At 61.6% G+C, this 14,339-nt stretch carries 13 protein-coding genes; 1 reads left to right on the forward strand and 12 read right to left on the reverse strand.

Going from position 1 to position 14,339, the window contains the following annotated elements; all coding sequences use genetic code 11:
* Positions 1 to 135: 135 nt before the first annotated feature.
* The 8 genes from M0D68_RS22435 to M0D68_RS22470 all read right to left on the reverse strand — a co-directional run bounded on the left by M0D68_RS22435 (position 136) and on the right by M0D68_RS22470 (position 8,767).
* Positions 136 to 1,419, reverse strand: coding sequence for a dienelactone hydrolase family protein (locus M0D68_RS22435; RefSeq protein WP_093645734.1), 1,284 nt, complete (start codon positions 1,417 to 1,419; stop codon positions 136 to 138).
* 587 nt (positions 1,420 to 2,006) lie between these two features.
* A complete protein-coding gene (locus M0D68_RS22440; protein ID WP_266225372.1) occupies positions 2,007 to 2,456 on the reverse strand; it encodes a YchJ family protein in 450 nt (149 codons plus the stop codon).
* A 7-nt stretch (positions 2,457 to 2,463) separates the two neighbouring features.
* Positions 2,464 to 3,594: an acyl-CoA dehydrogenase family protein gene (locus M0D68_RS22445; protein ID WP_200660286.1), complete on the reverse strand. Its 1,131-nt coding sequence runs from the start codon at positions 3,592 to 3,594 to the stop codon at positions 2,464 to 2,466.
* Positions 3,595 to 3,642: 48 nt separating this feature from the next.
* Positions 3,643 to 4,320, reverse strand: coding sequence for an SDR family oxidoreductase (locus M0D68_RS22450; protein ID WP_093645726.1), 678 nt, complete (start codon positions 4,318 to 4,320; stop codon positions 3,643 to 3,645).
* 39 nt (positions 4,321 to 4,359) lie between these two features.
* Positions 4,360 to 5,568 (reverse strand): acetyl-CoA C-acetyltransferase, encoded by a 1,209-nt coding sequence (locus tag M0D68_RS22455; RefSeq protein WP_200564104.1) that lies wholly within the window; start codon positions 5,566 to 5,568, stop codon positions 4,360 to 4,362.
* Between the two features lie 7 nt (positions 5,569 to 5,575).
* Positions 5,576 to 6,352 (reverse strand): carbonate dehydratase, encoded by a 777-nt coding sequence (can, locus tag M0D68_RS22460; RefSeq protein WP_093645740.1) that lies wholly within the window; start codon positions 6,350 to 6,352, stop codon positions 5,576 to 5,578.
* Positions 6,353 to 6,446: 94 nt separating this feature from the next.
* Positions 6,447 to 8,276 carry a bifunctional isocitrate dehydrogenase kinase/phosphatase gene (gene aceK, locus M0D68_RS22465; RefSeq protein ID WP_266225374.1) on the reverse strand — a complete coding sequence of 610 codons (1,830 nt, stop codon included), beginning with the start codon at positions 8,274 to 8,276 and terminating at the stop codon, positions 6,447 to 6,449.
* Positions 8,277 to 8,362: 86 nt separating this feature from the next.
* Positions 8,363 to 8,767 (reverse strand): MerR family DNA-binding transcriptional regulator, encoded by a 405-nt coding sequence (locus tag M0D68_RS22470; RefSeq protein ID WP_054035656.1) that lies wholly within the window; start codon positions 8,765 to 8,767, stop codon positions 8,363 to 8,365.
* Positions 8,768 to 8,955: 188 nt separating this feature from the next.
* Here M0D68_RS22470 and M0D68_RS22475 point away from each other — a divergent pair, with 188 nt between their 5' ends.
* Positions 8,956 to 10,026 (forward strand): MBL fold metallo-hydrolase, encoded by a 1,071-nt coding sequence (locus M0D68_RS22475; protein WP_266225376.1) that lies wholly within the window; start codon positions 8,956 to 8,958, stop codon positions 10,024 to 10,026.
* Positions 10,027 to 10,108: 82 nt separating this feature from the next.
* On the opposite strand, the gene M0D68_RS22480 is transcribed toward M0D68_RS22475, so the two are convergent.
* From M0D68_RS22480 to M0D68_RS22495, 4 genes are all read right to left on the reverse strand, one after another.
* Entirely contained in the window at positions 10,109 to 11,695 is a 1,587-nt protein-coding gene (locus M0D68_RS22480) for an ABC transporter substrate-binding protein (RefSeq protein WP_093645716.1), read from the reverse strand.
* 234 nt (positions 11,696 to 11,929) lie between these two features.
* Positions 11,930 to 12,748, reverse strand: coding sequence for a cobalamin-binding protein (locus tag M0D68_RS22485; RefSeq protein ID WP_266225377.1), 819 nt, complete (start codon positions 12,746 to 12,748; stop codon positions 11,930 to 11,932).
* A 3-nt stretch (positions 12,749 to 12,751) separates the two neighbouring features.
* Positions 12,752 to 13,525 (reverse strand): SDR family oxidoreductase, encoded by a 774-nt coding sequence (locus tag M0D68_RS22490; RefSeq protein WP_211706116.1) that lies wholly within the window; start codon positions 13,523 to 13,525, stop codon positions 12,752 to 12,754.
* A 16-nt stretch (positions 13,526 to 13,541) separates the two neighbouring features.
* Complete coding sequence (locus tag M0D68_RS22495) at positions 13,542 to 14,180, reverse strand: thiol:disulfide interchange protein DsbA/DsbL (protein ID WP_093645709.1); 639 nt, start codon at positions 14,178 to 14,180, stop codon at positions 13,542 to 13,544.
* Positions 14,181 to 14,339: the final 159 nt, after the last annotated feature.

Consider the following 14,339-nt stretch of genomic DNA (forward strand, 5'->3'; position numbering starts at 1 on the left):
GTAGGTGCCGCCCCGCACAGGGGCAACGCTAATAGACCACTAACAAATCAAGGAACGGCACGAAAGCCAGAACAAGGAAAAGCCAAAGCCCCAGGCAACCGAACAAACAAGCGCCGCGAAGGCAAATCAAAACCTTCAATTCCGGCTAGCAATAGCGCGCCGATCATTAGCAGCCCCAGCTGCCGACGAAGAACCAGAATCCGCCGTCTGCGAAGACCCCTTCCCCCATACAACGGAGTTGTCAACGGCATACAACCGGCAAGGCGCCGAACTCTGCTTCTGGCAATTAGCAATGGCAACAGACATCGGATTATCACCACCTTCCGCCCACGACCAGGCCCCCGAATCCGACACAGCAAAAGCCCGGCTAGGATACTGATGCAAGAAGTTGCGATAACCGTTACGCCCAGCTTCATCAACAAACGGAACAGAGTCGACCGCATCGACAGCAGCAAAACCGCTCGCCTTCGGCGCCGAAGGATCATCGACCCGATACTGCACGCCCGTAGGCATCCCAACGCGCGCAAGAAACGCCTCGACAGCAGGCCACCAGATCTGCACGCCATCGCGATCGCCCACCAGCCGATGTGCATCGTTCTTGTAATTGCCGAAATCCACCATCTTCGCGCTCGCGCCATGCGCGGCATACGCGGCATACATGCCGGCCACCAGCGGCGCGGTCCACACCGAATCGTTATCGCCGTACAACCACAGCGACGGCACCTTTGTCTTCTCGCCATAGGCGCCAAATGCATGCGTCAGATTGCCCTGCCAGTCGGTGCACGCGTCCTGCCGCAAGCCGCCCGAGAAATTGATCAAGGCTCGCACGCCCGATGCAGCCTCGGGGCCGTAAGCAATCGTCGCGAGACCGCCGTGCGAGGTGCCGGCCACGACGATGTGCGTGGCATCCACGTACGGCTGCTTCGACATGAAATCGATCGTCGCGGCCACGTCGCCAGCCTGGCCGATACCGTTGCGTTCGACGTCGCAGCCGTCCTGCTGATACGTGCCGTCCGAATGGCCGAAGCCCTGGCGGTTCGGCGCCACCACCACGTAGCCGCGGCGCACGAATTCGCGCGCGAACGGCCGCGGGTCGCTGCGTTCCTGCGTGCGTGGGTCGCCGGGAATCTTGCCGTGGTTGAAAACGATCATCGGAAACGGGCCTGCGCCGTCCGGTTTGTAGATCGTGGTTTCGAGTGTGACGGTGCCGGCAGCGTTAACCGGCACGCGGATGATCTGTTCGTTGAGGCCCGCGGTGGGCAGATAGACATCGTCGTCGAGTGCGATGCGCGGCACGTGCGCGCGAGTGAGAGGCCCCGCCTGGGTGTCGGCGAGCGGCTCGGCATGCGCGAGTGCGATGGCGCACATCGCTGCTGCACAAGTCACCGCGCACTTCGTCAGAACCTTGCTGAACACCATTGACGCACCTGCCTCAAAAACCTGCCCTTAACACCGTGACGTTTTGTCTGTCGAATATCGTCGCTGACAATTGCCTTTCATCGGCGTTTTCGACAAACAAAAACACACTCGCGTACGTAGTGCGGCAAGCGCACGCACGCTGATCGAGATCGCACGGGATGAACCCAAACGGCCGACGCGACCCCACGCGCCGATGATGAGCGTCACACATGCTGCCCGGAACCGCCGCCGAACCCTTGCTGGTGGGCTATCGGCAGCTGCCTGCGCATTTTGCGGAATCGGTATGGACCTGTTCTCGCAACGTGACGTCACAAACCTACGGCCTCATCCTGGCACGACAATTTTGTTTTGTGCAATAAAGGAGAACCCGCGACGCAATAATTGCCGGGTGCGGATCAGGGCGTGTTCGCCCCGACGGAAGGCCGAAACCGCCTGCCTCGCAGCGCTTGGCTGCCCGAAGTAATTTGTCGAAATATGCGCGCTGTGGTGTCGAGCCAACACGAAAAAAAGGCCCTCGTTTGAGGGCCATATGTGATGACGGTTTTATTGCGCACCGCCAAGCCGTGTAAGGCTTTCGAAGGTGCAGCTTATTCGTTTACGTCGCCGTCGACATAGCGCCAGCGTCCGTCCTCACCGCGTATGAAGCGGCTCAGTTCGTGCAGCCGGTGGGCGCGGCCACCCACCTTATATCGTGCGACGAATTCGACTGTCGCATGATCGGCGCTGGTTTCAGCGAAGGCTTTGATCTGCAGTCCGAGCCAACGTGGCGCGTCGGGGGCGGCAGGGTCGGCGTCGAGATCCGTGGGGCAGGTGTGCGGTGCCCAGGTCGCGCGCAAATAATCCGTTGCGCCCACAACATACGCGCTGTAACGCGAGCGCATCAGTTCGAGCGCGCGTGGCGCTGTTTCACCGCCATCGATATAGCGGCCACAGCATTGCGCAAAGCGCGGCGGTTTGGCGCCGCTGCGCTGATCGGGCGCGGCGCCGCCGCAGGGGCAGTCGGACGGTCGTTGCGTTGGCAACAATGGCTTATTCATCAGACTTTCAGGCAAGGCCGCGTGCGATCAAAATTTTCTGGATGTCACTGGTGCCTTCGTAGATCTGGCACACGCGTACATCGCGGTAGATGCGTTCTACAGGAAAGTCGCTCAGATAGCCGTAGCCGCCATGAATCTGCAAGGCGGCCGAGCAGATCCGCTCAGCGGCTTCGGATGCAAACAGCTTGGCCATTGCGGCTTCCGTCAGACAAGGTTGCCCGGCGTCTTTCAACGAAGCCGCGTGCCAGATCAACTGGCGCGCGGCTTCGAGCTGGGTCGCCATATCGGCGAGGCGGAATTGCACGGCCTGATGCGAGAACAACGGCTGGCCGAAGCTCTCGCGCTCCTTCGCATAGCCCAACGCCGCTTCGAACGCGGCGCGCGCCATGCCGACGCTTTGCGCGGCGATACCGATGCGCCCGCCTTCGAGCCCTGATAGCGCAATCCGATAACCTTCGCCCTCCGCGCCGATCAGGTTCGCGGCCGGCACGCGGCAATCTTCGAAAATAATCTGCGCGGTGTCCGACGAATGCTGACCGAGCTTTTCTTCAACGCGCGCGACGACATATCCCTTCGTATCGGTGGGCACGATGAACGCGCTGATGCCGCGCTTACCCGCCGCCTTGTCGGTCACGGCCATCACGATCGCGACGTTGCCGTTCTTGCCGCTCGTGATGAACTGTTTGACGCCGTTCAACACGTAGCTGTCGCCATCGCGTGTCGCGGTGGTGCGCAGCGCGGAGGCGTCCGAGCCCGCTTGCGGTTCGGTCAGGCAAAACGCGCCGAGCATCTCGCCGCGCGCGAGCGGCGTGAGCCAGTCGCGTTTCTGCGCGTCGTTGCCATAGGTCAGCAGAATGCTGCACACCGGGCAGTTGTTGACCGAGATCGCGGTCGAAGTGCCGCCGTCGCCCGCAGCGATTTCTTCGAGGATCAGCGCGAGCGCCAGCGCGTCCATGCCGGCGCCGCCGTAGGCTTCGGGCACCAGCACGCCATACGCGCCGAGCTCGGCGAGCTGGCGATGCACGTCCTTCGGAAAGGTGCGCTCGCGGTCCCATTGCGCCGCGTACGGCGTAACGGCTTCGCGCACGAACGTGCGCACCGCGTCGCGGACCATCTGATGATCCTGATCAAGCACCATGGCTCGGTCTCCTCATTAGTCTCCCCACTTGTCTCTTCACTCGCTTCTTCACCAGTCGAGCGCCGTGCCGTCGTATTGGTAGAAGCGGCCGTTGAATGCTTCATGTGCGGCCGCGGCCTGCGCAAGCACTTCACGCATGCCGGTGACGCTGCGCACCGGATCGATCGCCGCTTGCGCGCCACCCATATCGGTGCGCACCCAGCCAGGATGCAGCGAAATACAGGTTGCGCGCGTGGCGTCCAGTGACGCGATCTTCAGCGCGTCATTCAGCGCAGCCTTACTCGCCCGATACAGCCAGCCGGTCGTGCCGCTTGCGTCGCCGATGCTACCCATCTTGCTCGAGATCACCGCGAACACACCGCCTGCTTCTTCGACGAGGGGCAGCAGGATCGGCATCAACTGCATCGGACCGCGCACGTTGGTATGCATGACCTGGTCGAAGTCTTCCGCCGTAATCGTCTCGATGTCCTCGGTGCGCGGGCCGTACACGCCGGACACCAGTACCGCTGCGTCGAGCCGCTCGCCGTCGAGCTTCCAGCCGAGCGCGGCGATTTCTTCGGGTGCGGTGACGTCGAGTGAAAACGTCTCCGCGCCGAGCGCCTTCAGCGCGTCGAGAGCGGCGCCATCGCGCGCGGTGGCGAGCACGCGCCAGCCGCTCTTTATGTATTGCCGCACGAACTCCTGGCCGATGCCGCGCGATGCACCGACGATCAACACTGTCTTCATCGAATCACCTCAAGCTTGCAAACACCCGGTAACAGCGCGTCAAACCAGTTCTATGCCCATCGCGGTCGCTTCGCCGCCGCCGATGCACAGCGTCGCGACACCGCGCTTCAGACCGCGATTTTTCAACGCGCCGATCAGCGTGACGAGAATCCGCGCGCCCGATGCGCCGATCGGATGGCCGAGTGCGCAGGCGCCGCCGTTCACGTTGACCTTGTCGTGCGGCAGGTGATGTTCCTTCATCGCGGCCATCGTGACCACCGCGAACGCCTCGTTGACCTCGTACAGATCCACTTCGTCGGCGCGCCAGCCGTTCTTCTCGAACAGCTTGCGAATCGCGCCGACCGGCGCGGTGGTGAACTTCGCGGGTTCCTGAGCGAAGGTGGAGTGGCCGACCACGCGAGCAAGCGGCTCGACGCCGAGACGCTTCGCGGTCGATTCACGCATCATCACGAGCGCCGCGGCACCGTCGGAAATCGATGATGAATTCGCTGCCGTCACCGTGCCGGTTTTGCTGAACGCGGGCTTGAGCGTCGGAATCTTGTCGAGGTTCGCCTTGAACGGCTGCTCGTCGTGATCGATGGTCACGTCGCCCTTGCGGCTTTCCACCTTCACCGGCGCGATTTCCCACGTGAACGAACCGTCTTCATTCGCACGCTTTGCACGATTCAGTGACTCGACGGCGAATGCATCCTGCGCTTCGCGTGTGAAGTCGAACGAGGCCGCGCATTCCTCGGCGAAGGTGCCCATCAGACGGCCTTTTTCGTAGGCATCTTCGAGACCGTCGTAGAACATGTGGTCGATCACCTGGCCGTGACCCATGCGCATGCCGTTACGCGCTTTCGGCAACAGATACGGCGCGTTCGTCATGCTCTCCATGCCACCCGCGACGATTACGTCGACCGAGCCAGCGGCCAGCATGTCGTGCGCGAACATCGCCGCGCGCATACCGGAGCCGCACATCTTGTTGACGGTGGTGCTGCCGGTGCTCAAAGGCAAGCCTGCGCCCAGCGCGGCCTGACGCGCGGGCGCCTGGCCGAGGCCGGCGGGCAGCACGCAACCCATCACCACTTCATCGATCTGCTCGGGCTTCAACCCGGCGCGTTGCACGGCGGCTTCGATTGCAACCGAACCCAACTGCGGCGCGGTTAGCGTTGCGAAATCGCCCTGAAATGCCGCCATCGGCGTACGGGCCACACCTACGATTACGATCGGATCAGACTTTGTCTCGCTCATGTTTGTCTCACTCATGTGGGTTTCATTCATGCTTAAGTTGTTTGATCACACCTTCGACGATGGCCGGCACGTCGCCGAGCTGGGCCGCTTCGGCGGCCGCCGCATCGTTGTCTTCCTGGTACGCACCGCCGGCCGATACGGCCGCGATGCAGCGCTTATAGGTTGCATCGAGCGCCGTGGGGTCGTTGATTGTCATGCCGAGGTCGCGCACCTTGCCGTCATGCACGCCATACACCCAGCCGTGCACCGTGAGTTCCTGGCCACGTGCCCACGCGTCATTGATGATGGTGGTCCGGCATACGTTCATGACCTGTTCGATCGCATTCAGTTCGACCAGCCGCCGATGGCGCGCCTCGCCGAGCGGCCATTCTTCGATCAGCGCAGCATGCTTGGTGCGCACGTCCTGCACGTGATGCAGCCAGTTATCCGCGAGACCCACACGCCGGCCGTGCAGCGCCGCGCCGACGCCCGAGCAGCCATAGTGACCCACCACCATGATGTGTTTGACCTTCAGCAGATCGACGGCGAACTGGATCACCGACAGGCAGTTCAGATCCGTATGCACCACCACGTTGGCGATGTTTCTGTGTACGAACACTTCGCCCGGCGGCAGGCCGATGATCTGGTTGGCCGGCACGCGCGAATCGGAGCAGCCGATCCACAGATATTCGGGTGTCTGCTGGTGCGCGAGACGCGAGAAGTACTCCGGGTCTTCGGACAGCTTGCGGGCCACCCACGCGTCGTTATTGTCGAACAGATGGGCAAGCGGATTGGCAGCGGGAGAAGCGTTCGTGTTCATGTTGAGTCTTGGCGGTTGCTCGACCGATTGACCGGTCGATGTCGTTGCATAAGGTTCGGACGATGCATTCAACGATGCGGGCGGCGCATAGTGCTTACGCCACGCGCACGGTGCGTTCATCTGCCTGGTTCTCCGCTGGTCCGGACGCCGTATCGGCGAATCGTTCCGGATAGCGGATGCAGAAGCGCACGCTGCTGTCGTACGGGAAAACGTCGGGCAGTTCGCCTTTCAATAGATGATCCTTGTGCCGTTGCCACAGCGCTGGATCGAAGAAGTCCGCGTGATGTTGCATGAAGGACCGGCGCACGCGTGGATCGCCGAGCAGAAAGGTGCCGTATGTCTCCGGGAAAATGTCGTGCGGGCCGACCGAGTACCATGGCTCGCCCGACATTTCGTCTTCCTCGTAACGTGGCGCCGGCACTGCGCGCACGTTGCATTCCGTCAGGTATTCGATTTCATCGTAGTCGTAGAACACGACGCGGCCGTGACGCGTCACGCCGAAGTTCTTGTACAGCATGTCGCCAGGGAAGATGTTCGCCTGCATCAATTCCTTGATCGCGTTGCCGTATTCCTTGATGCCGTGCTCGACGTCCTCGTCGCTGCCGTTTTGCAGGAACAGATTGAGCGGCACCATCCGGCGTTCGATATACATGTGACGAATCACCAGGTTGTCGCCGTCGTATTCGATCAGGGACGGCACTTCCTTTTCGAGTTCGCGCAGCAGCGCTTCGTCGAGCCGCGAAATGGGCAGCGCGACGCTCGAATATTCGAGCGTGTCGGCCATGCGGCCCAAACGGTCATGACGCTTGACGAGCTGATACTTTCGCTTGATCTGCTCGCGCGTGGTTTCCTTCGGCGGCGGAAAGTGGTCCTTGATCAGCTTGAATACGTACGGAAACGACGGCAGCGTGAACACCAGCATCACGAGCCCCTTGATGCCGGGCGCGATGATGAACGGATCGCTGGAATGCTTCAGATGGTGCAGCAGATCGCGATAGAAGAGATTCTTGCCCTGCTTCTGCAAACCCACCGAGGTATAGATTTCCGCCTTCGGTTTGCCCTGCATGATCGTGCCGAGAAATTCGACGTACGCGGACGGCACTTCCATGTCCACCAGGAAGTACGAATGCGAGAAGCTGAAGATGATCAGCAACTGGTCGCGTTTGAGCAGCACCGTATCGAGTGCGAGTACGCCGGGCTTCACATGGCGCAGCGGCACCGCGAATGGCAGCAACAGATCGCCGTTGATGATCCGTCCAACGATATACGCCGACTTGTTCCGAAAAAACAGCGACGAAAGCACGTGAATCTGGAAGTTGGGCGCTTCATCGAACACGCCGAACGCATCGTGGATCGCTTGCATCACGCATTCGACGTCGCGCGTCAGATCCTCAAACGGAGGCTCCAGCTGGAAGTTCGTGACGATGCGCTCGAGCGTCGCGGCAAGACCGTCCTTGCCGGGGTAATACGCACGATAGGTCGGCTTCGCCGCCGGTTCGTCGTTCTCGATGTATTCGGTCGAGATCGCCGGGCGCACGAAAATGAAGTCGTTGTTGAAATACGAACGGTGCAGGATCTTGCAGCACACCGAATTGAAGAACGTCTCCGCGCACTCGGGCTGGCGGTGCGTGGTCAGGAGGCCGATGTAGTGGAGCTTGATCTGCTGCCACACTTCGTCGTCGATATTCTCGGCGTCGTATTCGTCTTCGAGCAGTTCGACGCATTCCTCGACACGATCGTCATACGAGGTGATGCGCTCGCGCGCCAGCGTTTGCAGCCCATGCCAGTCGGCAGCTTCGAACAGCGTTTTGGCATGGATCGCGGCGTCACGGAAGATGCGGTAGTGCCGATCGAATCCTTCGAGCATCGTCTGGGCGACGTCAAAGCCGATCTGTGACGACAGCAGTTTGGGAAAGTGATTCATGTCGGCCGTGCATTCATCCCATGTCGTGAAGACACCCGTGATTGTATCGTCCGGGTGCACTCGCGGCGCGTCGCGCCGTTCTCCGCTCAGGCGGACCTGGTCTCGCGTGAACCGCCTTCCAGCAACGCGCGCGCCTGAGTTTCGTATTGCGCGAGGTCTTCGAGCGTTGCGTTCAGATCTTCCAGTTGACGTTCGAGCACGTCGCGATGGCGCGCCACCGTAGCAAGGAAGGCCTGCAATTGCGGCACGGTGTCGGTCGGCGACTCGTAGACGTCGAGCAGATCGCGGATCTCCGACAATGTGAAGCCAAGCCGTTTGCCGCGCAGCGTGAGCTTCAGGCGGGTTCGATCGCGGCCCGAATAAACGCGCCGCAAGCCGCTCGATCCCTCACGGCTGGGCGAGAGTAAACCCTGGTCTTCGTAGAAGCGGATCGCCCGCGGCGTGACGTCGAATTCCCGCGCGAGCTCGGTGATCGTGTATTGCGTGTTCATCGGGGCATCCCGTAGCCGGGCAGAAAATCGGATTGAACGATAGAATCGACGTTTACGTTATCGTCAACTTGATCGAAACGCAACTACGGCGCAATACGGTACCGGCATGTCCCGGCCGGGCCGCAACCACGCCGTCCGGCATCGCATACCTCGCCATGCCGGATGGCCGACGGAGGAAGACAAGCACAATGAATGCACTCGAACATCAACTCGACTACCCGTTCAAGGACACCTTGCCCGAGGCGGGCCAGACGATGGAAGTCGCGCCCGGCGTCTTCTGGCTGCGCATGCCGCTGCCGTTTGCACTTGACCACATCAATTTGTGGCTGCTACGCGATGAGATCGATGGTCAACAAGGTTGGACGGTAGTGGACTGCGGTATTACGTCGGACACGATCAAGGAGAACTGGGAGAAAGTGTTCGACTCGATGCTCGACGGCCTGCCGGTGCTGCGCGTGATCGTCACGCATTGCCACCCGGATCACATCGGCCTTGCGCACTGGATCTGCAGCGGCGGCGACAAGAAACGCTGGGACGTGCGCTTGTGGATGACGCTTGGCGAATACATGCAGGCCCGCGTGATGGCGGCCGGCGACGGATCGAATGCGGGCGGCGAGGGCGCGGCGCGCCACTTCGCACGTCACGGCTTGAACGACGAGGCGTCGCTCGAGAAGCTGCGCAATCGCACGAGCTACTACTCGAGCCTCGTGCCGGCGATTCCTGGGCAGTACCGCCGCCTGCGCGAAGCCGATGGCGTGAAGATCGGCGGCAAGACGTGGCGCGTGGTAACGGGCTTCGGCCATTCGCCGGAACACTGCGCGTTGCATTGCGAAGAGACGGGCACGCTGATCTCCGGCGACATGGTGCTGCCGCGTATTTCGACCAACGTCTCGGTGTTCGACATGGAGCCCGAAAGCACGCCGCTCGCGCTGTATCTGGAATCGCTAGGTCGCTACGAGACGATGCCTGAAGACACGCTCGTGCTGCCGTCGCATGGCAAGCCGTTTCGCGGCGTGCGTACGCGGATCAAGCAATTGCGTGAGCATCATGACGCGCGTCTGGCTGAAGTGCGCGAGGCCTGTGCGGAGAAGCCGCAGAGCGCTGCGGATATCGTGCCGCTGATGTTCAAGCGCCAACTCGACATCCATCAGATGACATTCGCGATGGGCGAGGCGTTAGCGCACTTGCATCTGCTGTGGCTGGCCGGCGAGTTGAAGCGCACGCAGGACGCAGATGGGGTGATCCGGTTCTCGGCGTGATCGCGTCGACAGCTTGATATGTCGATAAAAAAGCCCGGTTGCGAAAAGCAACCGGGGTTTTTTTAATCGGCGAGACAGAGTCTTACTGCACCGCCACCGTCGCAAAGTTCTGCCGTCCGAACGGACTCACGTGATAGCCGCTCACGTTCGTACGCGTGATGGCCGCTGCGGTCGGGTAACCCAGCGGAATCCACAGCGCCTGATCGTGGATGATCTGCTGCGCCTGCTCATACGCCTTCGCGCGTTTGGCCTGATCGGGCGTGGTCTTGCCGTCGGCGATCAGCTTGTCCAGATCCTGATCGCAGAAGCGCGCGAAATTGATCCCAGACTTCACCGCATTGCAGCTGAAGAGCGGTGACAGATAGTTGTCCGGATCGCCGTTATCGCCGGCCCAGCCCATGAACAACGTGTCATGCTGGCCTTGTTTGGCCTGCTTGATCAGCTCGCCCCATTCGATCACCTTCACTTCCGCCTTCACGCCGATCTTCGCGAAGTCGGCTTGCAGCAGTTCGGCGCCGGCCTTCGGATTCGGGTTCAGCACGCTGCCGTTCGGACGCACCCAGATCGTCGTTTCGAAGCCGTTCGGATAGCCCGCGTCCGCGAGCAGTTTCTTTGCCTTCACCGGATCGTACGGCCACGCCTTGACGGCCTTGTCGTAGCTCCATGTGTTCGGCGGATACGGATTGACGGCCGGCGTCGCGGTGTTGTCGAAGATCGCCTTCAGGTAGGTGGTGCGGTCGAACGCCATGTTCAGAGCCGCGCGCACCTTCTGGTTGTCGAGCGGCTTCTTCTGCGTGTTCAGCGCGACGAAGGCGGTCATGAACGCGGGCGTCTGCACGATGGCGAGCGATTTGTCGCCCTTCGCTTCGGCGAGATCCTGCGGCTTCGGCGACAGCGCGATCTGGCATTCGCCGGCCTTCACCTTTTGCGCGCGCACCGTGGCGTCCGGCGTGATCGCGTAGATCAGGCGGTCGATCTTCGGTTTCGTGCCCCAGTACGTCGGGTTCACGTCGTAGCGGATCACCGCGTCTTTGGTATAGCTCTTCAATTCGAACGGACCGGTGCCGATCGGCTTCGCATTCAGGTCGACCTGTTTGCCGGCCTTGAGCAACTGGTCGGCGTATTCGGCCGAATAGATCGAGGCGAAACCCATCGTCAGGATCGACACGAAGGTGGCGTCCGGTGCGTTCAGTTCGAACTTGACGGTGTTGTCGTCAACCTTGCTGATCGACTTGATGAGCTTCGGCAAGCCCATCGACTGCGCGTGCGGGAAGCCGCTCGCGCCCGCCACCTTGTGCCACGGATTGCTGTCGTTGAGCATGCGGTCGAACGTGAAGACGACGTCGTCGGCATTCAGCGCGCGGGTGGGCTTGAAGTAGTCGGTGGTCTGGAATTGCACGTTCGGGCGCAGATGGAACGTGTAGGTGAGGCCGTCGGCGCTTACGTCCCATTTGTCGGCCAGTGCGGGCACGACTTTCTTCGCGGCCTCGTCGTACGAGACCAGCGAATTGAAGATCACGTCGGCCGACGCATTGGTCGTCACGAGCGAATTGAACTGCACGACATCGAAGCCGTCGGGGCTCGACTCGGTGCAGACGGTCAGCGGTTTGGCGAGCACGAGCGCGGGCGCCGTGAACAGTACGGCGGCTGCGAGCAGTTTGAAGCGCATAGGATCTCCCATAACAAGCGCAGTCAGGCAGTGCGTCTGGTTGTGTGGTTATGTTCCGTTGACGGGTGGCGACCGGTCTGGCCGTCGTCTTTATTGTGATACGTTTCCGGCGCTGGCGCATGCTTTGGCTGCTGCGCTACATGCACGTCCTCGCCTTCGCGAAAGCTTATCGAAGGGTGGTTGCGGCGACAACAATTTAATCCGCATATCCATATGGGTTGGCCGCGTTGCCGCTCATGACGCCGCCGCGCGCTGCATCAGGTAGCCGATGCCTTCGATCGCGCGCACGCCGTACCACGACACCAACTCCCCATCGATCAACTCAATGCGCTTGCCGGTCAGACGCGGATCACGCTTCAGCGTGTCGCAATGCGCTTGTGTGAAGCGATAGGGCTCGCTGGAGAGCAGTATGCGATCCACGCCGGCAAGCCACGGCGCGTGGTCGAAGTCGAGCACGGGATAACGAGCAGCACTGGTCGCGCCGCCTTCCACGTCGGGTAGCGTCTGCCAGTTCACGAGCCTCAGCATCGAGGCGATATAAGTGTCGCGCGCCACCGTCATCCATGGTTCTCGCCAGATCAGATACAACACGTTTTGCCTGGGAAACGGCTGCGCTGCGGCCTCGTGCAGACGTATTTCGAGCGCCTCGCTCAGGCGCTGAGCTTCCTGCTCGCGGTCGAAGATCGCGCCCAGCAACGCGTACAGCGAGAGATTGTCTTGCGGCGTCTGCGGATGGGTCACGACGATATGCGGCACGAACGCACGCAATTGCTCGACGGTATCGCGCTCGTTTTCGTCGATATTGACGATCAGATGGGTGGGGCGCAAAGCACGGATCGCATCGACATTCACAGCCTTGGTGCCGCCGACCTTGCGCACCTGCCGGACCTTGTCGTGGGGATGCACGCAAAAACCGGTGCGTCCGACGATCTGCCTGTCGAGCCCGAGAGCGAACAGCAATTCGGTGATGCTGGGCACCAGCGAGACGATGCGGGTATTGGCGCCGCCCATTTCGTGCGCGACGCCAGCTGCATCGACCGCACGCGGCTGCATGACTTACTCGGTGGCGGCGCGCGGTTTGCGCGGCGCGCGTTCGAAGGCGCGGTCGTAGAGCCAGCGCGGCAGCACGTGCAGCAGCATGGCCACGATGCGCATCTGCCATGGAAACACGGCAAACGCGGTTTGACGCTCGACCGCCCCGGCGACCTTCACCGCGAAGCGGTCGGCGTCCATCAGGAACGGCATGGTGTACGGGTTGTGCTCGGTCATCGGCGTGCGGATATAGCCGGGAGCGATCGTGACCACGCCGACGCCAAGCGGCCGCATCTCGACGCGCAACGCTTCCAGATACTTGAGCGCCGCCGACTTAGACGCGCTGTACGCGCCCGACCCCGGCAAGCCACGTACGCTGGCCACGCTGGCGATCCCGACCAGCGTGCCTTTCTTTGCCGCGACCATCGCGGCGGCGAACGGCTCAAAGGTGGCGACCATGCCGAAATAGTTGATATCCATCACTTCGCGGAACGTGCGCAGATCGCCGTGCCCGGTGAGCGCACCGCGGCTGATGCCGGCATTGGCGATCACCACGTCCGGCAAACCGTGCTGCGCGATGAACTGTGCGGCCGCTTCAGCGAGCGCCTCGGCGTCGCGGACGTCGACGGAATAGGTGGAGATGGAATTCTGTGGATGGGACTGCTGGAAGGCGGTGAGGGCGTCGCCGCGGCGGGCGACCAGGCCGAGAATCGCGCCGCGCCGCGCATATTCGGCGGCGAGCGCGAGGCCGATGCCACTCGAGGCGCCGGTAATGAAGACCTTCAGGGGGGAGCTCATTCCGGCGCCTTCGACATCACATCTTCTTGGCGCGGACCTGCTGCACCAGATAGTCGAGCACCTGGATCGTGCCCGGCAGGCTGTTGGTCGCAGCCGGACCGGTTTCATACTTGCCTTGCACGGCCAGCGTCGGCACGCCGTCGATCTTGTAGTCGTCCATCAACTTCTTGTCTTTTTGCAGCGCGCTTTGCGTCGAGAACGAGTTGTACGCGTCCATGTACTTCTTCGGATCGACGCCGTTCTTCGCGAGGAACTTGGCCTGATCTTCCGGCGTCAGCAGGTAGTTCTTGTTGACGTGGATTTCGTTGAAGACCTTCGGCGTGAGTTGCGTGGCGAGGCCGAGTGCGTCAAGCGCGTGGTACATCTTCGAGTGCGGAATGAAGTCGTCGCGGAAGGCAACCGGCACGCGCTTGAACACCACGTCCGGACCTTGCTTCTTCACCCATGCTTCGAGGTACGGGTTGAATTCATTGCAGTGCGGGCAGCCGTACCAGAAGAATTCGGTTACTTCGATCTTGCCGGCCGGCACGTCCGTAGGTTGCGGCGTGGACAGCACGGTGTAGTCCTTGCCGGAAACCGGTGCGGCCGGCGATGCATGCGCCGTGGCGGCAACCAGGCCCAGCGAGAGGAACAGAATGCTCAGCAGTTTTTTCATGTTGTGATAACCCAAGTAGGCGGTAAAACGGTGGCGCCACGCAAATGCCCGTCACCGTTTTTAATGTCGGCGTTAGACGCTCTAGTCGTCCGTTGTGCTTGTCGGTTGTGTTTGCCGGTTGAGCTTGTGACTCGCGCCGCACGCCGATAGTTCGGCGGC

Origin of the sequence: Paraburkholderia sp. SEWSISQ10-3 4, assembly GCF_030464785.1 — a bacterium.
Lineage (GTDB): Bacteria > Pseudomonadota > Gammaproteobacteria > Burkholderiales > Burkholderiaceae > Paraburkholderia > Paraburkholderia aspalathi.